Consider the following 25177-nt stretch of genomic DNA (forward strand, 5'->3'; position numbering starts at 1 on the left):
TCACAGCTTCTGCTCGATGGCCAGCGAGAAAATCCGCTGCCATCGGCGCGCCGCCCGCTCGTTCGACATCGGCACGAGCCACTCGCCGTGCCGCGAGTCCTTGACCTTCAGCGCGAGCCGCGCCTGTGCGTCGCGGCCCTGTGCTTCAGCGCCGAGCAGATCGGCGAAGATATACGCGCCTTGCTGGTCGCCGACGCGAATCTCGCAGAGCCGCTTGGCCGCCGCGAGCCGCACCGAGCCCCAACTGCCCTTCAATTCGTGCGTCCAGTCGCCGTCGCGCACGTTCGGCGCGACTTCGCGGCGCCGCTGCCGCCAGTACGCGAGCGCACCGGCGATCAGCAACGCAACCAGCACTGCCACACCCTCCGCCACCGCCAGCCCGAAAGCGGCCTGCAGCGCATAAAAGGCACGCACCGCGCCGTACCCCAGCGCGATCAGCGCAATCAACGCAACGACAATCGGCATCGCAAGCTCATCCGGCAAATGGTTTTAGTCGGCTAGCGCGGGCAAACGCGACGGCGCGTTCGGCCCCTCACTGCGCCTTATGCGCGGCCGACCACTCCTTGAGCGCGTTCAGCGTGTTCTCGACATGCTTGTCGGGCGACAGGCTCGTGTACTCGTAGATGATCTTGCCGTCGGGCGAGATCACGTACGACACGCGATTCGCCATGCCGGCCTTGAACGGCATGGCCGCGTCGTACGCATTGATCACCTTCGCGTCGGCGTCGGCCGCGACCGGGAATTTGCTGCGGCATTCGCTGACCGAAAACTTCGTCAGCGTATCGATGTTGTCGTGCGACACGCCGATCACCGTCGCGCCGTACTTCTTGTATTGGTCGACCGCATCGGCGAAATCGTGCGCCTCGATCGTGCAGCCCTTCGTGAACGCGGCCGGATAGAAGTACAGCACGACCGGGCCCTTCTTCAGTTCGTCGGCGAGCGAATACGTGTAGGTCTTGCCGCCGAGCGAGGCCTCGGCGGCAAACATCGGCGCCGTATCGCCGGGCTTCAGGGTTGCCGAGGCGAGCGGCGAATGCATTGCGAATCCGAACGCCATGACGGCGGCCAGTACCGCCGGTATGTGTTTTGTCTTCATCTGCTCCTCCACGCGTGAGCGCACGCAATTGATCGGGTCCATCGGAGACAGCTTCGGCCGACATCACAGGCCGTCGCTGAACTTTCTATTGGACCACGGATGCGCACGCGGCGTGGGTCGTCGCCCGGATCACAAGCGAATCGAAAGGGTGCGGCGCGCGAGCTCGACGCCTCAAACGCCCAATTCGGCCACGTGCGCGCCGAACCACGCCGCCGCCGACAGGTTCAGCTCCGACAGCACGTCGGGCGTCAGCGCGTGTAAGCCCGCCGCCGTCGCGACCGGCGCCGCGTCGCCGCCCTCGCCCGCGACCTCGGCGATCAGCAGCAGCGCGCCCAGTTCGCCCTTGCGCGCGACGATCGCGTCGCGAATCTGCGGCGCCAGGCCGAGTTTCTCGAGCACCGCGTCCGGCGTGCTGTCGAGCACGATGTGCACGAGCGAAAAAATCCCGGTCATGAACGCGGCGTCGGCGAATTCGCCGTCGGCCGGACGCAGCCAGTTCGCGGCGAGTTCCATGAAGCGCGAGCGCGTCGCCGCCAGTTGCACGAGCGGATCGGCGCGCCACGGCAACTCGCCGGTGTCCGAGTACAGCAGCAGTTGCGCCCAGCGTGCGATCTGCCGCGTGCCGGTCGCGATGATCGCCTCGCGCAGCGACGCGATGTTGCGCCCGAGGCCGAATGCACTCGAATTGACGAGCCGCAGCAGTTGCACGACCACGCCCGGATTGACCTTCAGCTCCGCCTCGAGCTCGACGATGCCGGCGTCGCGCGACAGCAGCGCGAGCAGCCGCAGCAGGCCCGGACGCAGCGAGCGGTTGCGCGGCGCGGCCAGCACCTGCGGCCGCGCGAAGAAGTAGCCCTGGAACAGATCGAAACCGAGCTCGTGGGCGAGCGCGAAGTCCTCGCGCGTCTCGACCTTCTCGGCGAGCAGCGTCTTGCCGTGGCCGCGCAGCGTCGACGCGAGCTGCGCGACGGTGCGGCGCGGCGTCTGCAGGAAATCGATCTTGACGATGTCGGCGTACGGCAGCATCGCGCTCAGCTCGTCGGACAGATCGTGCACGTCGTCGAGCGCGACCTGGAAGCCGGCGCCGCGCAACTCGCCGAGACGACGCGCGAGCGAGGCGTCGTAGCGCACGGTTTCGAGGATTTCGAGCACGAAGCGCTCGGGCGGCATCAGATGGACGATGTCGCTAAAGAGCAGCGCGCGATCGATATTGACGAAGCCGCGATGCTGGCCGAGCACGGCGGGTACGCCGATTCCGCCGATCGTGCGCGCGACCACCTGCGCGGTGGCCTGCGTGTCGTCGCTGATTTCGGCGTAGTTGTACGTTCCGGCACGGAACAGCAGCTCGTAGGCGTGAAGCGCGCCATCGCGATCGAGAATCGGCTGGCGGCCGACATAGACATACTGCGGGGCAGCGTCCAGCCCCCCGTGCTCACGATAGCCGGCCGACGCGCCGGCGAGGACATCACGCACCTCGACGTCCCGCGAGACGGGCCGTGGGGCTCTGGCGGACCTGACGACGGGGCGTTCGGACATGGATCATCAGTGCAAGGTTCGGAAAGTCTATGCAGCGCGACGTCATCAGCGTCGCCAAATAAAGGGGATTCGCCGTATTAACGGCCGCGAGGCGACGTCACTTTAACCGAATCGTCCCGGCGACGGCGCCGGGCTTCTCCTTACCAGATGTTTTTCTCCACGGGCCGCTAAAGATTTCCCCGCATGCGTCGTTATCTCGTTCTGATGGGGCGGCCTGCTATCTCCTGGCCGCCCGGAGCGGCGGACAAGCAGCCCCGCCTGCGGACGAACCCAGGTTGCCAGCGACAAACATGGAAGCGAACACGATCACCGCGCCCCGCCGGGGCTCCTTGCGCACGGTCATCGACCGGCTGTGGGCGTTCGGCCGGCGCGAGGACGACGACCAGCCGAGCAGCGCGAACCGCCCGCCCCCACTGGAACAGGTGGTCGGCGCGGTCGATCTGCTCGCGCACGTCGACGATGCGCTGCGCTTCATCTACGTGTCCGACGCGAGCCTGCGCTTCATCGGCTATCACCGCGAATACCTGAAAACCGCGACGCTGCACGATCTGGTCGCGCCCGCCGACGTGCCGCGCCTCGACGCGCTGCTCAAGCTCGCGGCGGCCTCGGGCAACATCGAGAAAGCGACGCTCGGGCTCGTCAAGTCGCTGACCTATCCGATCACGGTCGAGCTGCGGGTCGTGCGCAGCAGCCACGACGGCGTCGACGGCTACGCGATCGCCGGCTTCGACGTGTCGTCGTGGCGCGCCACCGAAGAGCGCCTGACCCAGGCGCTGCATCTGGACCGGCTGACCAGCCTGCCGAACCAGTCGGGCTTGCTGCACGCGTTGCTCGACGCGCAACAGAAGGCCGACGCGCACGGCACGCCGGTCGCGCTCTTGCTGCTCGATCTCGACGACTATCAGCGCGTGAATCGCGCACTCGGCTACGACGCCGGCGACGAGATGCTGCGCGACACGTCGCGGCGGCTGTTGAACATGACGAGCCCGAACGAAACGATCGCGCGCGTCGCCAGCGACGAGTTCGCGATCCTCGTGAAGCCTGCCGCGAGCCGCACCGACGCGGCGGCGGCCGCCGAAGCGCTGGCGCGGCGTCTGTTGACCGCGATCCAGCAGCCGTACGTGTTCAAGGGTCAGCAGGTGCACCTGTCGGCCAGCATCGGCATCGCGCTGTACCCGGACGTGCGCCACGCCAACGACACCGGCGGCCACGACACGCACCTGCTGCGCTGGGCCGACCACGCGCTGTTGCAGGCGAAGGCCGCGGGCGGCAACACGCTGGCGTTCTACGTACCCGACGACAACCCGGCCGACGCCGAGCGCCTCAAGCTCGAGGCCGACCTCTACGACGGCGTACGCAACGGCGAGTTTTCGCTACACTTCCAGCCGATCACGAGCAGCCGCACGCGGGGCGTGGTCGGTGTCGAGGCGTTGATTCGCTGGACGCATCCGGTGCATGGCCTCGTGCCGCCGTCGATGTTCATTCCGCTCGCGGAGTCGATCGGGCTCATCAACTTTCTCGGCAACTGGGTGCTGAAGGTCGCGTGCATGCAACTGATCCAGTGGGACGCGAAGGGCATCTCGCTGCAGTACGTGGCCGTCAACGTGTCGCCGCAGCAGTTTCGCGATCCGCGCTTCAAGGACTCGGTGCGCGAGGCGATCGAGCTGACCGGCATCGATCCGCGCCGCCTCGTCTTCGAGATCACCGAAAGTCTGCTGATGCACGATCCGGCGCACGCCAAAGGCTTGCTCGAAGAGCTGACCGCGATGGGCATCCGCTTCGCCGTCGACGACTTCGGCACCGGCTATTCGAGCCTCGCGTACCTGCAGCGTTTTCCGCTCGCGAAGCTGAAGATCGACCGGAGTTTCGTGGAGAATCTGCTAACCTCGCGAAACGATCAGGCAATCGTTAGCGCTGTCGTCGGCCTTGCGCAGACGCTCGACCTCGAACTGGTAGCCGAGGGCGTCGAAACGGAAGCGCAACGCGCGTTGCTCACCGAGATGGGCTGCGATCACATTCAGGGCTGGCTCGTTTGCAAGGCGCTGCCGTCCGAGGAACTCGCGCAGCGCTTCGAATCGCGCGAGCTTCAGTTGCACGGCGCGTAACGGGCGATGCAGACACGACGCCCAGGCAGCGCAACAAGCCGGCTCACGACCGGCATGGCATTCACTGGAACACGTATGGCTTTTGCGGGACTCACATGGTAAAGGCGGCAGTGCTCGACCGGCTCTGGACGCGAATGAGCGAGCGCGGCGATTTCCCTATGCTGTCGCAATCGCTGCGCACCACCATGGCGGCAGTGACCAACGACGACCTCGACTTCACCGGCCTCGTGCAAGTGGTGCTGTCGGACTTCGCGCTCACCCAGAAGGTGCTGCGCCTCGCGAACTCGGCGATGTACATCGCGTTCGGCGGCAACATCACGACCGTGTCGCGCGCGCTGATGGTGCTCGGCATGGATGCGGTCGGCCATCTGGTCGTCGGTCTGAAGATCGTCGATCACTTTCATCAAAGCGCGCCGCGCCGCATCGACGCGAAACTCGAACTGAACCGCACCCTGCTGTCGGGCTGCGTCGCGCGCAAGCTGACCGAGCGCGGCGACCTGCGCGCCGGCGAGGAAGCGGTGGTCTGCACGCTGATGCGGCAGATCGGCAAGCTGCTGGTCGTGTTCTATCTCGACGCCGAATGGGACCAGATCCGCCGCCACATCGACGGCGGCGCACTCGAAACCGATGCGTGCGTGCTCGTGCTCGGCGTGACGTTCGATGAAATCGGCGCCGAAGCCGCGGTGCGCTGGCGCCTGCCTGACACGATCCGCTCGGGCATGGGCGAGTTCGATCCGGAGGATGTGACGCAACCGCGCCAGGTGCAGTGGCTGCGCGCGATCACCAATTACTCGACCGCGGTCGCCGACGTGCTCACCCAGCAGAACATGCCCGAGGGGGAGCGCGAGGCACGCATCGGCGAACTTGCGCACGAGTACAGCAGCGCGCTGAACACCGACCCCGAGGTGCTGCTGCAGATGAGCGTCGCGCTATCGCGTGAGGATGGCGGCGACAGCGTAATGCGCGAGATCGTCGAGTTGCGCGCGAATGCCGATGCGATCGCGCGCGAGGCGCTCACACCCGAGGCGCGCATCGAGATCGGGGTGAAGGATCTGCGCGGCCTGCCCGAGGGCAGCCCGCTCGCACCGACGCTCGCGATGGCCGCCGAGACCGTGCTCGCGGCGCTCGGCTTCTCGCGCACCGTGGTGTACGTCAAGCACAGCAGCGGCACGTTCAAGGCGCGTCTCGGCTTCGGGCCGAAGATCGACGCGGCGCTGCCGCGGCTCTCGTTTAGCACCGCGTTCGAACCCGACGTATTTCATCTCGCGATCGCGAACTCGGTGGGCATCTTCATCGAGAATGCGCGCGATCCGAAGATGGTCGCGCGGCTGCCCGAGTGGTTCCGGCGCTCGTTCGACGACGCGCGCGCGTTCGTGCTGCTGCCGATCGTCGACGAAACCGATCAGACGGTCGCGCTGCTCTACGGCGACTGGTCGCATACGCAGGAGGCGCGCCGCATCTCGCAGAAGGAGATGAGCGTGCTCAACGAACTGGCACGGGAGTTAGGACGTTTTTTCGGCCAGGGGCAGATGCGGGAAATGGAGACGATGTGAAGACCTGGCGTGATCGTTGATCACGCCGCTTCACGTCGATCCTTTCCGTGTTTGCCCGCAAACGATTTTATCCGGGCACCGTGTGGGGCTTTTACCCCACTCAATCCTCGATCCGCTCGAGCCCTTCCGCGCCGCGATCCGCGACGCCAGCCCATGCGCCGGCCGCGAGACCCATCTGCGCCACCTCTTCCACGGTCAACGGAGCAAGACGCTCGCATAGCGTGGCGACGCGCTCCCATGCGCCGCCTTCGAGCGCTTCGACCGCGCTCAACAGCAGACCCAGCCTGCCCTCGCGATGCAGGATCGCGGCCTGGATCGGTCGCGACAGCGTAAGGATGTTCAGCGTATTTTCGAGCGAGCCGCCGAACACCGCATCGACGAACGAAAACACACCGGTCAGGAAGGCCGCATCGGCTTCGTCGCGGCCCGCCTCGGGCATGCGCTCGATCGCGAGTTCCATGAAGCGCGCGCGCGTGGCCGCGAGTTGCAGCAGCGGATCGTCCTCCAGCGCGACCTTGCGGCCGTCTGCGTAGAGCAGCAGCTGCGTCCAGCGCGCGATGCGGTCGGTGCCGGTCGCGTTGATCGCGTCGCGCAGCGTCGTCACCTTGTGACCGACCGCGAGGCCGCTCGAATTCGCGAGCTTCATCAGATGCATGACGAGCACCGGGTTCAGCTTCAGCTCGGCTTCGAGCTGCGCGACCGTCGGGTCGCCCGCGAGCAGTTGCAGCAGATTGAGCAGCGCGTGGCGCGGCGCGCTGACGCGGCGCGTCGCCGAGCTTTGCGCGCGCGCGAAGTAATAACCCTGGAAGCGGTCGAAGCCGAGCTCGTGCAACGTTTCGAAGTCGGCCTGCGCATCGACACCTGATGCGAGCAGCAGCTTGCCAGCCGACTTCAGCACGCTCGCGAGCTTCGGCAGCAGCGCGCGCGGCGTGCGCGTGACGTCGATCTTGACGACTTCGGCGTACGGCAGCAGCTTCGCGAAAGTCTCGTTGGGCTGCGTGACGTCGTCGAGCGCGAAGCGGTAGCGGCGGCCATGCAGATACACGACACGCGCGATCAACGCGTCGTCGACTTCGAGCGATGAAGGCAGCTCGAGCATGAAGCGCTCGGCGGGCAGTCTCAGGATCGCGTCGTCGAGCAGCAGCTCGCGGCTCACGTCGACGTAGGCGGGATGGCCGGTCAGCGCGCCGCGCACGTCGCCCTGCACGAGCCCGCGCACGATCGCGCGCGCGACGCGTTGCACCGGCGTGGGCGCGCGGCCCGGCAACGCGTCGGTTTCGGGAGGGAGATCGGTATTGGCTTGCGGGGCGGTGAGGTCCGCATCGGCGAGCGGCAGCTCGGGCGCACGCACCTTGATCTCATAGCCGCACAGCATGCCGTCCCGATTCAGAATGGGCTGCCTTGCGTAGCTGGCGGTGAGCGACGCGTCGTCGGTCGTGCCGCTGTGGCTCAGAGTCTCGATTGCGATGGTGGTCATTCCAGTCCCCCGCTCGGCGCCGCTGGCGCCTGGCCGCTATGTTCTGTTTTTCGCTGCACGTTGGCGCGTTTCTGTGACGTTGCAAGCTCCGTCGCGCGCGGCAGTGTGCGTCGCAATTTTATCGCAGCGTCATTGGGCACGAACAGGCTTACGAGGCAATATCTCGAAATATTTGCTGAACGTTTGCGACACGCGTGCAGAAAGCAAAACGGCCGCAACGCGCGGCCGTTTTGCACACTTCGATGCATCGTTACTTCAGCACGACTTTGACGTCGAAGTATTTGGCGGCGAGGCGGTCGATCGTGCCATCCGCCTTCAGCTCCTTCAACGCGCCGTTCAGCGCATCCTTCAGTGCCTTGTCGTTCTTGCGCACGCCGTAGCCGACACCCGCGCCGAGCAGCTTGTCGTCGCTGACGGCCGGACCGGCGAACTCGAAGCCCGCGCCCTGCGGCTTCTTCAGAAAGCCCTTCGATGCCGCTTCGGCGTCCTGGAACGACGCATCGAGACGTCCCGACGCGAGGTCCGCGTAGATCTGGTCCTGCGTCTGATAGGGCACGACGTCGACCCCGGCCGGCGCCCAGCGCGCCTTCGCATAGGTTTCCTGGATCGTGCCCTGCAGCACGCCGACGTGCTTGCCCTTCAGCGATGCGGGCGTCGGCTGCAGAGCGCTGCCCTTCTTCGCGATCATCTGGTTCGGGATCGTGTAGATCGGATCGGTGAAGTCGATCGCCTGGCGACGCTGGTCGGTGATCGTCATGTCCGAGTTGATCGCGCTGAACTTGCGCGCTTCGAGCGCCGGGATCAGGCCGTCGAACGAGTTCTCGACCCACACGCATTTGGCCTTCAGCTTCGCGCACACGGCATTGCCGACGTCGATGTCGAAGCCCTGCAACTCGCCAGCGGGCGACTTCGATTCGAACGGCGCATACGACGCCTCGACGCCGAAGCGCACTTCCTTGATCTCAGCCGCCGACGCGGTGCCTGCCGTCAACACCGCCGTCGCGACCAGCGCGAGCGCGGCCAGGTTGGGCCAATTCTTCTTCATTACGGATGTTCCTTTACGGTGTGGACTGAAACGGAGCCGATTCGGCGCGCACAGGCGGATTACGCCCGCCGCGCTTCGGACTCGCGCGGCCGGCGTGACCCGTAGATGCGACAGCCGCGAAGCCGGCGATTGTACATGGAACCTGTCTAGACAAGCCTGGACAGCGTATCGGCGGTGGTGTCGACGACGAGCAGACCGGCGCGCAGGCCGGGCTTGACCGTCGGGTTCGGAAACACGATGCGCTCTTCGTCGCGCTGCACCGTGTATTGATAGTCGCCGTCGCGCGCCAGCAAGCTGCCCTTTATGAGCGGCGTGAAGTTCGGTACGTCCGGCGCGAGCAGCAGTTCGAATGCGTCGCTTTGCTTGGTCAGTTGATCGACGACGGTGAACACACGCGGCAGAGCGGCTTGCGCGTCGGCTCGCGTGTTGGCTCGCGAACCCGCTCGCGTGCCGGCCAGCAGCGCGCGCACCGCGAGATCCGCGCCCTCGAAGCGTGTCAGGTCGTTCTCGCCGAACGGCCGCACCTTGCCGAGTTCGAGCGTGCACGCAGCAGCGCCACACGCTTGCGCGGTGAAGTGCGAATAGGTGTTGCCCTTCGTCGTGTGCAGCAGCACCGCGCTGATACGCGCGTCGCCGAGCCATTCGAACATCGCGCGCGAAAACGGCTTGCCGGTATGCGGCAACAGCGCGAAGCGCTCGAACACCGACGCGCGGATCGCCGTATGCATGTCGATATGCCAGCGCGCGCCGGGCGCGGCGGACGCGTCGGCGAAAAAGCGCGTCGCGGCCTGTTCGAGCGCGGCCGCGCGCGGCGCCTCATGACTGTGCGGCAGTTGCAGATGACGGCCGCTGAACAGCCGGTTCAGATCGTCGTCGCGATAGCGGCCGCCGTCGCGCATCGCCTCGATGTTGCCGAGAATCACGAGCAACCGGCATGCAAGCACGGCGCGGCCCTGCGCGATATCGGCGACGATGCGCGACAGCAGTTCGATCGGCGCGGTTTCGTCGCCATGCACGCCGGCCGACACGAGCACGCTACGGATGTCCGCGTGCTGCTCCGCGGGCTCGATGACGAGGACACCGTCGCCCTGCCACGTCCAGCGCACGCCGTTCGCACACGTGCCTTGCGCCTGCTGCGCGGCAGGCCGGGACCCCGCGAGCGTCCACGCGAGAAAATCGTCGAGCATCGCGCTCGGGGCCGCCATCGGGTGCTCAGCGCTGGAAGTCATACAGCGAGCCCAGAGCGAGGATTTGCGTCAGCTCATCGAGCGCGGAGCGCGACTCGACCAGCAGCTTCGGATCGGTGAGATCGGCGGGTGCGAGACGATCGCGGTAGTGCGTTTCGATCCACGCATCGAGACGGCCGAACAGCGTGTCGTCGAGCCACACACCCGGCGCGACCGCGGCGCGTTCGGTGTCGTCGAGTACGACGCGCAGACGCAGACATGCGGGCCCGCCACCGTTCTTCATGCTCTCGCGCAGATCGAACACGAGCACTTCGTCGATCGGACCGCTGTGCGCAGTCAGCTCATCCAGATACGCGGCCACCCGCGGATTTTCGCGGCATTCCTGCGGCACGACCAGCACCTGTTTGCCATCGGGCCGAGTCAGCAGTTGGCTGTTGAACAGATACGACGTCACCGCATCGGCGACGCTCACCTGAGCGTCGGGCACTTCGATTACGTTGAACCCAGCGTGCAGGCTCGCGAGCTTCGCGCGCAGCTCGTCGTACACCGCCTGCTGCTCGACGAACGCGAGCTGATGGCAGAACAGCGTGTTGCGATTGCCGACCGCGATCACGTCGTTATGGAACACACCCGCGTCGATCACTTCAGGGTTCTGCTGCGCGTACACGGTCGCCGCTTCCTGCAAGCCATGACGATGCGCGACCGCGCGGCTCGCCTCGAACGTCTGGCGCGCCGGATAGCGCTTCGGTTCCGGCCCGCGACGATACTCGCTGCGGCCATACACGAAGAATTCGACACCGCGCGCCTTGTATTGCTCGCAAAAGCGCGTGTGATTCGCCGCGCCCTCGTCGCCGAGCGCGGGCGTGCCGGGCAGCGCCTCGTGCACGACGAAGCGGTCGGTGTCGCTGAACATCGCGCGCAGCGTGCGGCGTGTCGACTCATGTTCGATCGCGCGATGCAGCTTGCTGCACAGATTGGCCGGCGTGAAATGCACGCGGCCGTCGTGCGTATCCGCGGACGGGCTCACCGTCGCCGCGTTTGCGGTCCACATCGCCGAGGCCGAACTCGCCGCCGCGAGCAGTTCGGGCGCGTTGTTCGCGACGCGCGCGATCACCGAAGCATCGTCGCCGGAAAAACCGAGCTCGCGCAACAGACGCATCGACGGACGCTCCTGCGGCGGCAGCACGCCCTGATGAAAGCCGAGGTCCGCCAGCTGCTTCATCTTGCGCAGACCCTGGCGCGCGGCGGCCTTCGGATTCGCGACCGACTTCTCATTGTTCTGCGACGCGACGTTGCCGAACGACAAGCCCGCGTAGTTGTGAGTCGGGCCGACCAGACCGTCGAAATTGGCTTCAGTGGCTTGCAGCATCGTCGATCCTTAGAATTGAAGGCCCGGCGAGACGCTCGCGGGCTATGGTCAGTTGCGCGCTCTCGACCGAGGCCATTGGGTATGCGCAGTAGTCGGCCGCATAGTACGCGCTCGGCCGATGATTGCCGGAGCGGCCCGGCCCGCCGAACGGCGCTCCTGAAGAAGCGCCATTGGTCGGCCGGTTCCAGTTGACGATACCCGCGCGAATCGTGCGCTGGAAATGCGTCCACAGCGCTTCGTCGTCGGCGAGCAGGCCCGCCGAGAGACCGAACTCCGTATCGTTCGCCCGTTCGAGCGCGTCGTCGAAATTGCGGTAGCGGATGATCTGCGCGAGCGGACCGAAGTGCTCCTCGTCGGGCAGGTCCTTTACGTCGGTCACGTCGAGGATCGCGGGCGTGACGAAGCCGAGTTGCGGATCGCGCTGCTCCATTTTCAGCAGAGCCTTCGCGCCGCTCGCGAGCAGACGCTCCTGCGCGCCGATCAAACGCGAGGCCGCGCGCGCCGACACCACGGCGCCCATGAACGGCTGCGGCTTGGCGTTGTATTCACCGACGCCGATGCGCGCGGTCACTTCCGTCAGGCGCGCGAGGAAACGCTCGCCGAACGCATCGTCGGGCACGAAGATGCGGCGCGCGCACGTGCAGCGCTGCCCCGCCGACAGAAACGCCGATTGAATCGTGTGGTGCACGGCGGCGTCGAGGTCCGCGACCGGGCCGATCACGAGCGGATTGTTGCCGCCCATTTCGAGCGCGAGCACGATCTCCGGCCGTCCGCCGAACTGTTTGTGCAGCAATGTTCCGGTATCCGAACTACCGGTGAAGAACAGTCCGTCGATCTGCCGGTGATTCGCGAGCGCGATGCCGGTGTCCTTCTCACCCTGTACGAGATTCAGCACGCCGGCAGGCAGCCCCGCGTCGCGCCAGATCTGCACGGTCAGCGCCGCGACGCCGGGCGCGAGTTCGGACGGCTTGAACACGACCGCATTACCGGCGATCAGCGCGGGCACGATATGCCCGTTCGGCAGATGGCCCGGGAAGTTGTACGGCCCGAACACCGCCACCACGCCATGCGGACGATGCCGCAGCACTGCGGTGCCGTCGGCCATCGCCGAGCGCTTTTCGCCGGTGCGTTCGTTGTAGGACTGAATCGAGATCTCGACCTTCGCGGCCATCGAGCCCGCTTCGGTGCGCGCTTCCCACAGCGGCTTGCCGGTCTCGCGGCCGATCGCTTCGGCGAGCGCTTCCTTGCGCTCTGTCACGAGCGCGGCGAAGCGGCGCACCACCGCGCAGCGCTCGTCGAGCGTCAGCGCCGACCATGCGGCGAACGCGCGGCGCGCGCTACGTACCGCGCGATCGACCTCGTCCGCCGACGCGCTGTTGCCTTGCCACACCACCGCGCCCGTGCCGGGATTGCGCGATGCGAATACGGGTCCTGTGCCGGCGGCCCATTCGCCGTCGATGAAAAGCTCGCTCATGATCGTCCTTGTTTGTGTTTCAACGGCAGCACCCGCAGCGGATCGCCTGCCTGCACGCGAAGCGCGTCGGCCTCGGCCGCGCTCAGGCGGCACACACCGTTGCGCGGCACGCCCGCCACGACGCCAACGCGAAAATCGCCGAGCGACGTATTCGATACCATCGACTTCGGCCCGTCCTGCGCGGCTTGCTCCGCTGCTTCGCCAATTTCAGCCGCCACCAGCACGCTTTCGCGCACCGTGCGCAAATCGGCGATATGGCATTCGAGCACCGGACCCGCGTCGAAAATATCGACGTGATTCTCATAGCGCAGCCCTTCGGCCTCGAGCATGCGGCGCGCGGGAATCGTGTCGTTATGCGTGAGGCCGACGCAGCGCTGCGCCTCTTCCGGCAACAGTTCGACGTACACCGGATAGCGCGGCATCAGCTCGGCGAGAAACGCCTTGCGGCCGTGCGAGCTCAGATAGTCGGCCGCGTTGAAATCGATCTGGTAAAAATGCGAGCCGACCGCGCGCCAGAACGGCGACGTGCCCTGCTCGTCGAAATGGCCGCGCAACTCCGCGCACAGACGCTGCGGAAAACGCTCGCGAAACTGCGCAAGAAACATGAAGCGCGAGCGCGACAGCAAGCCGCCGACGCCGCTCGTGCGATAACGCGGGCTCAGGAACAGCGAGCACACTTCCGCATAACCGGTGAGGTCGTGCGAGATGTTCAGCGCGTGCATGCGCGTCCAGATGCCGAGGTCCTGGCTCGCGTGCACGACCGTGCTCACGCGATAGTTGTAGAACGGCTGCTGCAGACCCACCGCCGTTTCGATACCGCAGACGCCGGCCACGTCGCCGGTCGCGGTGTCTTCCATCACGAAGAAATAACCGGCCTCGTGCGGCGCGGCCTGATCTTCCATCGTGCGGCGCGCGCGCTCGACACGCGCCGCGAGCGCATCGCGATCCGGTTTGAAGGTGGTCAGGCCCGGCCCGGTTTCCTGCGCGAGCCGCATCAGCGCATCCACATCGCCTCGTTGTACTACGCGAACGACGATCATTGCGCTTCTCCCGATTGTTCATCCTGCGGCTGATGCAGCGGCACGCAGCGCACCGCATCGCCTTCCCGTACGCCGAGCGCGGCGCGCGCCGCCTGTGACAACCCGGCGCCCGACTCCTTGCCGGGCGCGAGATCGCCGAGCACGCAACGGAACTCGCCGGCGGCGCCGTTGTGCGCGATCAGGTACGTTGCGCCGTGCGTCGCGGGGGCCTCGCGCACGACGCGCGTTTCGTTGTGCTGCACGCTGACACTGCGATCCACCTGCGCGGTCAGTACCGGACCCGCGTCGAAGATGTCGACGTAGCGATCCGTCTCGAAGCCTTCCTCGAGGTGAATCTCGTAGGCGAGCAGCGCGTTCGCGTCCGGCTCGCCGAGCACGCGCTGGGCCGCCTCGGGCAACAGCGGGACATACACGGGATAGGTCGGCATCACTTCGGCGATGAAGGTGCGGCTACGGCCGCCCGATTCGACTTCGATGTCGGCGAAATTGCGGCCGAAAAACTTGCGCCCCACCGCTTCCCAGAACGGCGATACACCGTTTTCGTCGGTCACGCCGAGCAGCAGCGAGAACACCTCGGGCGTGAAGCGCTTGCGATTCGCGGCGATGTACATCATCCGCGCGCGCGACATCAGTTGCGCGGCCGCGTCGCCGCGCAGCGACGGGTCGATGTAGTAGCCCGCGAGCCGGCTCTTGCCGGTCAGCTCGTGCGACATCGTCAGCGCGTGAATCTTGCGATTCACGTGCAGTTCGCGCGACGCATGAATCAGCGCGTCGTTGCGAAACACGTAGAAGGGGTCCGCGTAACCGGCCGCCGCGACGATGCTCGCGGTGCCCATCAGCTTGCCGGTCTCCGAGTCTTCGAGCACGAACAGATAAAACTCCTCGCCCGGAAAATCGACCTCCGCGCGAAACGAGTCTTCCGACAACGCGACCCGCGCTTCGAGCGCGCGCCGGTCGTGCGGCAGGGAATGCAGCACCGGCTGCGCGGTGCGCGCCATATGCTCGAGCGCATCGAGATCGGCAAGGCGGCCTGGACGTACGAAGAGCATCATCGTTCCTGTTGAATGTGACGCATGATCCGCTGCATCAGCGTGGGCGTGCGGGACTGCCTGAACATCAATGCGACGCCGCCTGCGCGTTCGCGCCGACGAGTTCGCCGAAGGCCGTCTCGAGGCGCGCGAAACCTGCGGCCATGTCGTCGAGCGGCATGATCAGCGACGGCACGAAGCGCAGCACGTCCGGACCCGCCATCAGCATGATCACGCCGTGCTGGCCAGCCGCGGTGACGAAGTCCTTCGCGCGGCCCCGGAACGTGTCGTTCAGTTCGGCGCCGATCAGGAGACCCTTGCCACGCACTTCGGTAAATAGCCCGAAGCGCTCGTTCAGTTTCGCGAGATGACCCTTGAGCACTTCGCTGCGCGAGCGTACGCCTTCGAGCAGCTTCGGGTCGCTGACGAGTTCGACCACTTTTTCCGCGATCGCCGAGCCGAGCGGATTGCCGCCGTAAGTCGTGCCGTGCACGCCGACCTTGAAGTGCGCGGCGAGCTCTTTGGTGGTCAGCATCGCGCCGATCGGGAAGCCGTTGCCGAGCGCCTTCGCGGTGGTCAGGATGTCCGGCGTCACGCCGGTGTCCTGGTACGCGTAGAAGAAGCCGCTGCGGCCCACGCCGGTTTGCACTTCATCGAAAATCAGCAGCGCGTTGTGCTGGTCGCACGCTTCGCGCAGCGCCTTCAGGAACGCCGGATCGGCCGGGATCACGCCGCCCTCGCCCTGGATCGGCTCGACGATCACCGCGCAGGTCTGCGCGCCGATCGCCTTCTTCGCCGCTTCGATGTCGTTGTACGGCAGATGCGTGATGCCGGCCGGCACCGGGCCGAAGCCTTCCGAGTACTTCGGCTGGCCACCGACGCTGACGGTGAACAGCGTGCGGCCGTGGAACGACTGGGCGAACGAAATGATTTCATCTTTCTGCGCGCCGTGACGGTCGAACGCGACCCGGCGCGCGAGCTTCAGCGCGGCCTCGTTCGCCTCGGCGCCCGAATTCGCGAAGAACGCGCGGTCGGCGAACGTGAGGCTTTCGAGGCGCTTCGCGAGGCGCAGCACCGGCTCGTTCGTGTAGCCATTGCCGATGTGCCACAGCTTGCCGCCCTGCTCATGCAATACCTTCAGCAGCTCGGGATGCGCATGACCGAGCGCGGTGACGGCGATGCCGCCGGCGAAGTCGATATAGTCGCGGCCTTGCGTGTCCCACACGCGCGAGCCGAGACCGCGATCCGGTACGAAGGCGGCGGGGGCAAACACCGGCACCATGACTTCGTCGAAGGTCTCGCGTGTCACAGTCAGGTCGTTCATGGCAATTCCTTTTACGGGTGACAGGTAATACAGCTAGTGTAGGAAACCGCGCGCGGCACGTCTTGCGCATACGCGACGCTTTCTATGAGGTTCCGCGCGTCGCGGCTGTCGAGCTTTGCGCTGAACTTGCCGCGGTTTCGCTTTCAGATGGCTTGCATCAATCGAGCTCGGGCCGCTCGATCAGCGCGGCCGGCCGCGGCTCGCTCGCGCCGCCGTGCGCGCCGCTCTGGCGGTCGATCCAGTTGCGGCGATCCTCGCGCGGGGTGACGCCGAAGCGCTCCCGATACGCATTCGAAAAGTGCGCCGCCGACGCAAACCCGCATGCGAGGCTGATCTGCACGACGGATTTGCTGGTGCGCTGCAATTGCGTGCGCGCCTTCGACAGCCGCAGCCCCAGATAGTATTTGGACGGCATCGAGCCGAGATACTGGCGAAACAGGCGCTCGAGCTGCCGCCGCGAGACGCCGACGAAGCCGGCGATTTCATCGGTGGTCAGCGGGTCCTCGATATTGCCTTCCATCAGCAGCAGCGCGTCGTTCAGGCGCGGGTGGCGCTCGCCCGGCGCGGTCACGAACGGAATGCGCTGACGCTCCTCGCCCGCGCGCAGCACGCCTACGCCGAGCGTATCGGCGATGCGCTCCGCGAGTTCGGGCCCGTGCTCGCGGCCGATCATCGCGAGCATGAAGTCGACGGTCGCCTGGCCGCCCGCGCAGGTCGCGCGATCGCGATCGATTTCGAAGATCTGCTGCGTGACGATCGAGCGTTCGAACTGTTCAGAGAACTGCTGATAGGTTTCCCAGTTCACGCTGACGCGATAGCCGGACAGCTGCCCCGCCATCGCGAGCCACCACACGCCGTGGTGGATACCGGTGACGAGCGGCGTACGCTGACCGACGCGCGCGAGGCTCGCGAGAAACAGCCGGTAGTCGGCGAACTGCTGGAACCGCTCGCTGACGATGATCAGCCAGTCACACGCGATCGCGTCGCCGAACGCGGCATCGGCCGGCCATTGCGCGCCGCCCGCGAGCGGCACCGCGCGGCCGTCCCACGAACATACCTGCACGCGATACAGCGCACGGCCGTCGATTTCATTGGCTAGACTGAGCGCGTCGACGATCGGCCCGACGCCCGACATCGACACGGGCGGCAGTGCCACGATCGCGACCTGGGTCGTGCGAGCCGGGGTGGACGTGCGGGCCATCGGGTGTCCGTGAAAAGCGAGCCGCGCGTTACTTGAGGCTGCCGGACAGGAACTGCTTCAGGCGCTCGCTGCGCGGCGCGCTCAGCACCTCGGCGGGATTGCCCTCTTCCTCGGTGCGGCCCTGGTGCAGGAACATCACATGGTTCGACACATTGCGCGCGAAGCCCATTTCGTGCGTGACGACGATCATCGTGCGGCCTTCCTCGGCGAGCTTCTGCATCACCTTCAGCACTTCGCCGACCAGTTCGGGGTCGAGCGCGGAGGTCGGTTCGTCGAACAGCATCACGTCCGGGTCCATCGCGAGCGCGCGCGCGATCGCGACACGCTGCTGCTGGCCGCCCGACAGATGCGACGGATACTGCTTCTCGAGACGCGGCGCGAGCCCGACCTTCTCCAGATACTCGCGCGCCCGGTCCTCGGCCTCCTTGCGCTTCAGACCGAGCACATGAATCGGCGCTTCGATCACGTTCTCGAGCACGTTCATGTGCGCCCACAGGTTGAAGTGCTGGAACACCATCGCGAGCTTCGTGCGGATGCGCTGCAGCTGCTTGTGATCGGCGACTTCGAGATTGCCGGCGCGATCGGTCTTCGTCTTGACCGCTTCGCCGTCGACGATGATCTGCCCGGCGTTCGGCCGCTCGAGAAAATTGATGCAGCGCAGGAAAGTGCTCTTGCCCGAGCCGCTCGCGCCGATGATGCTGATCACGTCGCCCTTGTTCGCGTTGAGCGACACGCCCTTGAGCACTTCGTTGTCGCCGTAGCTCTTGTGGATGTCCTGTACGGCGAGCTTGCAAGCTTCGGTTTGAGTGGTATGGAGCAAGATGCTCTCCCAGTGAGAATACGGATCGGTCTGGTGCGGACGCCGCCCTGCCGAAGCTCGAGGCGCCCGATGCTATGTCGTCAACGCGCGCTCAGTGCGTGCGCACCGCGAGATGCGCGAGCCAGCGACGCTCGGCGCGCCTGAACAGCGCGACGAGCGCGAACGACACCACGAGATAAATCAGCGCCGCGAGCCCGAACGCGTTGAACGACTGGTAGGTCGCCGAGTTCGCGTCGCGCGCGACCTTCAGGATGTCGGGCACCGTGGCCGTGAACGCGACCGTCGTCGCGTGCAGCATCAGGATCACTTCGTTACTGTACAACGGCAACGCGCGGCGCAGCGCGGACGGTATCACAATGCGCCGGTACATCGTGAACGCGCTCATGCCGTAGGCACGCGCCGCCTCGACTTCGCCGTGCGAGGTCGAGCGGATCGCGCCCGCGAAAATCTCGGTCGTGTACGCGCAGGTGTTCAAGGCGAACGCGAGGATCGCACAGTGAAAGCCGCTGCGAAAGAACGCGTCGAGCAAACTGTGCGAACGCACGAACGCGAGACTGTACACGCCGGTGTAGATCAACAGCAGCTGGACGTAGAGCGGCGTGCCGCGAAATACGTAGGTGTACAGACGTACCGGCGTCGACAGCCAGCGCTTCTTCGACACGCGCGCAACCGCGAGCGGCACGGCGCACACGAAGCCGATCGCGATCGACGCGACCAGCAGCCACAGCGTGACCGCAAGACCCGACAGGCGTTGCCCGTCCCAGAACAGATACGCCTTCCAGAATTGATTGAGGATGTCGATCATGACGCTCAGAGCTCCGCGTGTCGCACGCCGATCGAATAGCGGCGGTTCAGCCAGATCAGCACGAGGTTCGATACGGTGGTGATCGCCAGATAGATCAGCGCGGCGACGAGGATGAAGAAGAACATGTTGAAGGTGCTTTTGCCCGCGTCCTGCGCGGCCTTGACGACGTCGGCGAGACCGATGATCGACACGAGCGCGGTGGCCTTCACGAGCACCTGCCAGTTGTTGCCGATGCCGGGCAGCGCGAAGCGCATCATCTGCGGGAACAGGATGCGCGTGAACACGCGCACGCCGCTCATGCCGTACGCGCTGCCCGCTTCGAGCTGGCCGCGCGGCACCGCGAGAAAGGCGCCGCGAAAAGTCTCGGTGAAATACGCGCCGTAGATGAAACCGAGCGTCAGCACGCCGGCCACGAACGGATCGATGTCGATCTGCTCGATGCTGAACATGTCGGTCAGATCATTGAGCCAGATCTGGATGCTGTAGAACAGCAGCAGCATCAGCACGAGGTCGGGCACCGAGCGGATCAGCGTCGTGTAGCCGGTCGCGATGACCCGCAGGGGCCGGTTGAACGAGAGTTTCGCCGCCGCGCCCGCGAGGCCGAGCAACACAGCGGCCGCCAGCGACAGAACGGACAGCTCGATCGTCTGGAGCGTGCCGGCGAGCAGCACGGGACCAAAGCCGTATAGGAACACGCGTGTCTCCATCCAGGTTCGTTGTATTGGCGCGGATGGCGGCGGCTTCATGGGCTGCTCGCTGCTCCGGCATGGCGCGGAGTCTCGCAAGCTGAAATCAATTTCTCAAATACCGGGCGGGTGGTTTGCTGCGACGCAACATGACACTTCGACGCACGACGGAACCCTCGTAGCGCTTGGTTTCACGGCGGTTATCGTGTTGTCGGGCGCGCCGCGCGCGCCTGGCCGTGCGGCGATTTCGCAAGTTTCGGGTCGCTTTTTCGATAGGCCGCGCCGACGGCGGTGGCACCGCCCGATCGCGTCGCGCCGTTGCATCAGCGCGTTCACGCCGGCTCCGACGCCTGACAGCTCGCGCTCAGTCGAGCCCGAGCCGCGCGCGAATCGCCGGCAGCATCTGCTCGACCGCCTCGCGCCCTTCCTCGATGGCTGGCGCCGCACGATGAAAATCGAAGATGCCCATGCCGCCGAGACGCGGCTGGATCAGGATATCGGCCGGTTCGCCAGCGAGCCGGCTGCGCGTGATGCGCACCTGCATGATGTCGATGCTTTGCGCGATCGAGCTCAGCATCGACGGCACCTGCGCGCTTGGCTTCGGCGGCACGCGCACGTCGTCGGTGGCGCTCGCCTCCGCCGGCGCGAGCCAGCGCGGCCATGGCTTGCCGTTGCGGCGCAGCGCGACGGGCGGCGGTGCGGTGGGATCGAGCGCGGGCGTTTGAATGACCGGGCCGCCAAAATCGCGGCCGTTCAGGATGTCGTTGTTCAGATCGATCGCGATCACGCAGTCCGCGCGCATGCCCCGCGCGACCGACACCGGCACAGGATTGCTGAGCCCGCCGTCGACGAGCCACACGCCGTTGTGCCATACCGGCGTGAAGATGCCCGGAATCGCAATGGATGCGCGCACCGAGTCGATCGTGCTGCCGTCCTGCAGCCAGATTTCGCGGCCGGTGTCGAGTTCGGTCGCGACCGCCGCGAACGGCATGTGCAGTTGCGCGATCGAGCGGCCGGCGAATTTGTCGGCGAATAGCTGGATCACCTTGCGCCCGCCAAGCAGGCCGCCCGAGATGCGCAGATCGAGCAGCCGCACCACGGTCTGCCACGTGAGACGCGACACCCACTCCTCGAGCCAGTCGAGATCGCCGTTCGCATAGACCGCCCCGACCAGCGCGCCGATCGACGTGCCGCACACGACGTCGGGCCTGATGCCCGCGTCTTGCAGCGCGCGAATCGCGCCGATATGCGCCCAGCCGCGCGCGGCGCCGCCCCCCAACACCAGCCCGATCCGGCTGTATCGACGTCGACGTATCATGCCTACCCCGCTTTTTCGGCCCGCTTATCCGGCCGTCTTCTGATCGACATTGCCCCCGCCTATCGCCCGCGGATCACGTCCGAGCGTGACGTGGTGTACACCCTCTGGTTCCGGTCGAAGTGAACGTTGAAGATGCCTTCTTCGGTCACGCCGCCCTCGCGCCATTTCCAGCTCCACACGGTTTCCGGCTTCAGCGGAAACACCGCCACCTGTCCAGGCTTGCCAAGCAAGCGCCGCACCTCGTCCTCGGTCATGCCCGAGCGAACCTGCGCGAAGTTGTCCGCGGTCAGCACCTGCGTGATCGCCTGCAGCTTGCCGTCGCGATCGATGTCGACCATGTAGGTGTTCAGGCCTTGCGGGCCGCGCGGATATTCGAAGCGCTTCGAGCCGTCGGTGAAGGTGCGCGTGGTCTCGGGCTTGCCCATCTGCGCGAGGATTTGCGCTTCGGTCGTGACGCCCGGCGTCATGTTCTTGAGCAGCAACGCGTCCGGTTTGACGGCGTTGAAAAAGTCCTTGAGTTTTTGCACGGCTTGATCGCTCTGCTGTTGGTCGCAGCCGGTCAGCGCAAAGCACGCTATCAGTAGCGTGACGCCCAGCGGTTTGAGGCTCACTTCGGTTCCTGTCCGGATGTGTGGGATCTGTCGTCGCGGCGCCTGGCCGGTCTGTAGTGTGTACTACAAGGATAACCGCGCACGGAGAAAACCGCGAGGAACGTGTTGCGCGCAGCGCTAATGGATCGGCTGAGGTCGGCTGAGATGGGCACGCCAAAAGCAAAAAGGCGACGCTGTATACAGCGTCGCCATGTCGGTCGATAGGATCAACCGGAAGTGACGGCGGCTCATTGGCCGCCTTGCGCGAAGCACCGCGGACGACGCGCAGCGGTCTGCTCCAGACGAAGCGATGAGCAACCTTGGCTACTCACCTTGCGCCATCGCCGAATGACAAACCGCTGCCTTTTATGGCCGCCCTGGTCCCTCGAAAAGCCTTCCAGATGCCGCTAATTTAAACGCATCGGAGGCTTTCGACGAGAGCGCGTTTACACCGAATCGGCAGAAGATTCGCGTGGCGCAAGAGGGGTGCCGGATGGCCGGCCCCTGGATGGCCGGCCCATCAAATCACACGAAAGCCGTGCGTGCCGTCGCGCGCGAGTTGCGCGACGAGCCCATGCTCCCACTCCAGATACGCGCTCATCGCTTCACGCGCGTTCTCGGTGCCCTCATACGGCCGCTGATAACGATCGATCCGCGGCGACGCCATCCGCGTGCCGCCCGACTCCACCGGCAGGCCCGCGTCGATCCACGCGATCGTGCCGCCGCGCAGCACCTGCACCGGCCGCCCGGTCGCCGCGGCGAGCTCCGGGGCGACGAAGCGCGCGAGCACGTCGCTGCCGCACGTGAGCACATAGCGCTTCGCGTCGGGCAGTGTGCGCAGCGCGTCGGCGAGCTGACTGCGGATCACGAACCACGCGCCCGGAATATGCCGCCTCAGATAGTGCGTGCTGCTCGTGAAGTCGAGCACGACGGTTCCCGTCGACTGCAGCAGCGCGGCGAGCTCGGCCGGCGCGATGTCGTCGACGTCGGGCGGCGTGACCGCGTTGCGCGCCAACGGCGCCATGCCCTTCTCGGCGAAATCGGCCGCCGTCAGGCCATCGACCACGTACACCTCTACGTTCATCTGCGCGAGCCACGATGCGGTCATGTTCGCGCGCACACCGTCGCTGTCCGCGAGGATCACGCGCGCGCCGCGCACCGTCACGAACAGGTCGGTTTCCTGCACGAGCTGGCCGCCCGGCGCGCTGCGAAAACCGGGCACATGGCCCGCCTCGTATTCCTCGGGGTTGCGAACGTCGAAGCGATAGACGGTACGCATCGCTTCGTCGGCCCAGCGGCGCGCTTCGTCGCGCGACGTGCGGCGCACGCGCGCCCGGTCGGCAAGCGCGCGCGCGCCGTCTGCCGCGGCGAGACGGGAAGCGTCGTCGACCGCACCTTCGACACGCCGCGCGCTGCCGTGCGCGAGCGGTTGACCGGCGAGCGTCCAGCCCATCGTGCCGTTGCGCAGCGCGGCCACCGGATTCGGCACGCCCGCGTTGATCAGCGACTGCGCGCCGATGATGCTGCGCGTGCGCCCCGCGCAATTGACGATGATGCGCGTGGCCGGATCCGGTGCGAGCTGCCTGGCGCGCAGCACCAGCTCCGCGCCCGGCACGCTGATGCTGCCGGGGATGTTCATGATCTGAAACTCGTCGAAGCGGCGCGCGTCGAGCACCACGACATCGGCCTCGCGATCGAGCAGCGCCTGCACCTGCTGCGCGGACAGCGACGGCGTATGACGCACGCTTTCGACCAGTTCGCCGAACGCCTTGCTCGGCACGTTGACATCCTTGAACAACTCGCCGCCCGCTTCGCGCCAGCCTTGCAGGCCGCCTTCTAGCAAGGCGACGTTGGTATAGCCGAGTTCGGCGAAGCGCTCGGCCGCACGCCTCGCGAGGCCTTCGCCGGCATCGAACACGACGATCGGCACGGCCGGGCGCGGCAGCCGCAGCGGCGCGTCGAGTTCGAGCCGCGACAGCGGCAGATTGGCGGCGAACAACGGATGACTGCGCGCGTGCGGATCTTCCTCACGCACGTCGACGAGCGCGATCTCCTCGCGGTCGAGCAATGCGTGGGACACGTCCTGGAATGACCGGGTACGAAACTCTTTGACGACATTCATGGGATCGGGAACTCCTTCGCTACATTCCGGATGTCCGGCAACGGGTCGCGTCACCGCACCGATACTTAACCGTACACTCGAATTCCGATCGGCGCACGGTCACTCGCTGGATTGCTTATTCGGGCGCACTGCGAATGCGAAGCACCGCCGCACGAACACGCTACGCACGCGCAATTTCCGCGCCATGGGTCGCGCCTCAGTGCGCCTCATCGGTCCTGCCGACCCTTCGGTCGACAGGGGCATCGCCGCGCCGCCAGCAGAAAAGGCGCCGCTTTGCCACAATGCCCCATCGCGCGAAAGCGCCGCCCATCGCAATCAACAGACAATGATCCCCTTCTCGGTTCTCGATCTTTCGCCGGTCACCGCGAGTGCCACGCCGGCTGACGCGTTCAGGAACACACTGTCACTCGCGCAGCACGCGGAAAAGCTGAACTACAAGCGTTACTGGCTCGCCGAGCATCACAACATGATCGGTATCGCGAGCGCGGCGACCTCGGTCGTGATCGGCTACGTGGCCGGCGGTACGAAGACGATTCGCGTCGGCTCCGGCGGCATCATGCTGCCGAACCATGCGCCGCTCGTGATCGCCGAGCAGTTCGGCACGCTCGCGTCGCTGTATCCGGGGCGGATCGATCTCGGCCTCGGCCGCGCGCCCGGCACCGATCAGACCACCGCTCGCGCGCTGCGCCGCGATCTCCAGGCGAGCGCCGAAACCTTCCCCGACGACGTCGTCGAATTGCAACGGTATTTCGCCGAGCCGGTCGCGGGCCAGCGCATTCGCGCGGTGCCGGGCGCGGGCCTGAACGTGCCGCTGTGGCTGCTCGGTTCGTCGCTGTACAGCGCGCAACTGGCCGCGGCGCTCGGGCTGCCGTTCGCGTTCGCGTCGCACTTCGCGCCCGATTACATGATGACCGCGCTGCAGGTGTATCGCACGCAGTTCCGGCCGTCCGCGACGCTGGCGAAGCCCTATGCGATGGTCGGCGTCAATCTGTTCGCCGCCGCCACGAACGACGAAGCCGCACGGCTGTTCACGTCGCTGCAGCAGCAGTTCATCAATCTGCGGCGCGGCACGCCGGGACAATTGCAGCCGCCGGTCGAGCGGCTCGACGCGTCGGAGATGGAGTTGAACAACGTCGCGCGTGCGCTCGCCTGCACGGTGCTCGGCGATCGCGACGCAATCCGCGAAGGTCTGCAATCGATCATCGAGCAGACCGGCGCGAACGAGTTGATGCTGACCGCGCAGATTTACGATCACGCCGCGCGGCTGCGCTCGTTCGAGATCGGCGCCGAGGTGCGCGATGAAATGATGGCGGCCAGATAAGCGGTTCGCGAACCGATCGGCGGACACGGCGACGCACGAAAAAAGGGCGGCTCATGGCAAGCCGCCCTTGTCTTTGCACT

The 25177-nt window shown here is 66.2% G+C and carries 20 protein-coding genes and 1 pseudogene; 3 read left to right on the forward strand and 18 right to left on the reverse strand.

The genetic code is table 11. The features are described from left to right. From OKW39_RS04880 to OKW39_RS04890, 3 genes are all read right to left on the reverse strand, one after another. Entirely contained in the window at window positions 1–465 is a 465-nt protein-coding gene (locus OKW39_RS04880; protein WP_090804017.1) for a hypothetical protein, read from the reverse strand. 67 nt (window positions 466–532) lie between these two features. Then, a complete protein-coding gene (locus OKW39_RS04885) occupies window positions 533–1096 on the reverse strand; it encodes a peroxiredoxin (protein ID WP_429562196.1) in 564 nt (187 codons plus the stop codon). A gap of 171 nt (window positions 1097–1267) precedes the next feature. Beyond that, complete coding sequence (locus tag OKW39_RS04890; protein WP_429562197.1) at window positions 1268–2632, reverse strand: EAL and HDOD domain-containing protein; 1365 nt, start codon at window positions 2630–2632, stop codon at window positions 1268–1270. A 290-nt stretch (window positions 2633–2922) separates the two neighbouring features. Here OKW39_RS04890 and OKW39_RS04895 point away from each other — a divergent pair, with 290 nt between their 5' ends. Both OKW39_RS04895 and OKW39_RS04900 read left to right on the forward strand, forming a co-directional pair. Next, complete coding sequence (locus tag OKW39_RS04895) at window positions 2923–4737, forward strand: putative bifunctional diguanylate cyclase/phosphodiesterase (RefSeq protein WP_090804014.1); 1815 nt, start codon at window positions 2923–2925, stop codon at window positions 4735–4737. A 95-nt stretch (window positions 4738–4832) separates the two neighbouring features. After that, on the forward strand, window positions 4833–6290 hold the full coding sequence (locus OKW39_RS04900; RefSeq protein WP_187612028.1) for an HDOD domain-containing protein: 1458 nt from the start codon (window positions 4833–4835) through the stop codon (window positions 6288–6290). Window positions 6291–6390: 100 nt separating this feature from the next. On the opposite strand, the gene OKW39_RS04905 is transcribed toward OKW39_RS04900, so the two are convergent. The 15 genes and pseudogenes from OKW39_RS04905 to OKW39_RS04975 form a co-directional block, all read right to left on the reverse strand. After that, window positions 6391–7767 (reverse strand): EAL and HDOD domain-containing protein, encoded by a 1377-nt coding sequence (locus OKW39_RS04905; RefSeq protein ID WP_429562198.1) that lies wholly within the window; start codon window positions 7765–7767, stop codon window positions 6391–6393. A 250-nt stretch (window positions 7768–8017) separates the two neighbouring features. Further along, complete coding sequence (locus OKW39_RS04910; protein ID WP_090804009.1) at window positions 8018–8812, reverse strand: ABC transporter substrate-binding protein; 795 nt, start codon at window positions 8810–8812, stop codon at window positions 8018–8020. Window positions 8813–8958: 146 nt separating this feature from the next. Continuing rightward, window positions 8959–10041: a succinylglutamate desuccinylase gene (astE, locus tag OKW39_RS04915; RefSeq protein ID WP_429562199.1), complete on the reverse strand. Its 1083-nt coding sequence runs from the start codon at window positions 10039–10041 to the stop codon at window positions 8959–8961. After that, a complete protein-coding gene (gene astB / locus OKW39_RS04920) occupies window positions 10025–11365 on the reverse strand; it encodes an N-succinylarginine dihydrolase (RefSeq protein ID WP_429563453.1) in 1341 nt (446 codons plus the stop codon). Before astB ends, astE begins: the two co-directional genes overlap by 17 nt. Window positions 11366–11377: 12 nt before the next feature. After that, window positions 11378–12842, reverse strand: a pseudogene (gene astD / locus OKW39_RS04925) (succinylglutamate-semialdehyde dehydrogenase). Then, on the reverse strand, window positions 12839–13882 hold the full coding sequence (astA, locus tag OKW39_RS04930; protein ID WP_090804003.1) for an arginine N-succinyltransferase: 1044 nt from the start codon (window positions 13880–13882) through the stop codon (window positions 12839–12841). The pseudogene astD and the gene astA overlap by 4 nt, the downstream one beginning before the upstream one ends. Further along, the gene (gene aruF, locus OKW39_RS04935; RefSeq protein WP_429563454.1) at window positions 13879–14931 is read right to left on the reverse strand and encodes an arginine/ornithine succinyltransferase subunit alpha; all 1053 of its coding nucleotides are present in this window, start codon (window positions 14929–14931) and stop codon (window positions 13879–13881) included. Before aruF ends, astA begins: the two co-directional genes overlap by 4 nt. Before the next feature lie 67 nt (window positions 14932–14998). Beyond that, window positions 14999–16234, reverse strand: coding sequence for an aspartate aminotransferase family protein (locus tag OKW39_RS04940; protein WP_429336191.1), 1236 nt, complete (start codon window positions 16232–16234; stop codon window positions 14999–15001). 157 nt (window positions 16235–16391) lie between these two features. Then, window positions 16392–17435 carry a GlxA family transcriptional regulator gene (locus OKW39_RS04945; RefSeq protein ID WP_429562200.1) on the reverse strand — a complete coding sequence of 348 codons (1044 nt, stop codon included), beginning with the start codon at window positions 17433–17435 and terminating at the stop codon, window positions 16392–16394. Window positions 17436–17463: 28 nt separating this feature from the next. Next, window positions 17464–18255: an ABC transporter ATP-binding protein gene (locus OKW39_RS04950; RefSeq protein WP_090803998.1), complete on the reverse strand. Its 792-nt coding sequence runs from the start codon at window positions 18253–18255 to the stop codon at window positions 17464–17466. 91 nt (window positions 18256–18346) lie between these two features. Continuing rightward, window positions 18347–19060: an ABC transporter permease gene (locus OKW39_RS04955; protein ID WP_184044231.1), complete on the reverse strand. Its 714-nt coding sequence runs from the start codon at window positions 19058–19060 to the stop codon at window positions 18347–18349. Between the two features lie 5 nt (window positions 19061–19065). Then, entirely contained in the window at window positions 19066–19755 is a 690-nt protein-coding gene (locus OKW39_RS04960; RefSeq protein WP_090805677.1) for an ABC transporter permease, read from the reverse strand. Between the two features lie 355 nt (window positions 19756–20110). Beyond that, the gene (locus tag OKW39_RS04965; RefSeq protein WP_090803995.1) at window positions 20111–21064 is read right to left on the reverse strand and encodes a patatin-like phospholipase family protein; all 954 of its coding nucleotides are present in this window, start codon (window positions 21062–21064) and stop codon (window positions 20111–20113) included. 59 nt (window positions 21065–21123) lie between these two features. After that, a complete protein-coding gene (bamE, locus tag OKW39_RS04970) occupies window positions 21124–21675 on the reverse strand; it encodes an outer membrane protein assembly factor BamE domain-containing protein (RefSeq protein ID WP_090803993.1) in 552 nt (183 codons plus the stop codon). 499 nt (window positions 21676–22174) lie between these two features. Next, the gene (locus tag OKW39_RS04975) at window positions 22175–23776 is read right to left on the reverse strand and encodes a rhodanese-related sulfurtransferase (protein ID WP_184062057.1); all 1602 of its coding nucleotides are present in this window, start codon (window positions 23774–23776) and stop codon (window positions 22175–22177) included. A 325-nt stretch (window positions 23777–24101) separates the two neighbouring features. On the opposite strand from OKW39_RS04975, the gene OKW39_RS04980 reads away from it, so the two are divergent. After that, window positions 24102–25097 (forward strand): LLM class flavin-dependent oxidoreductase, encoded by a 996-nt coding sequence (locus tag OKW39_RS04980; protein WP_429562201.1) that lies wholly within the window; start codon window positions 24102–24104, stop codon window positions 25095–25097. The last annotated feature ends 80 nt before the right edge of the window (window positions 25098–25177 follow it).

The organism is Paraburkholderia sp. MM6662-R1, from assembly GCF_050436245.1.
Lineage (GTDB): Bacteria > Pseudomonadota > Gammaproteobacteria > Burkholderiales > Burkholderiaceae > Paraburkholderia > Paraburkholderia tuberum.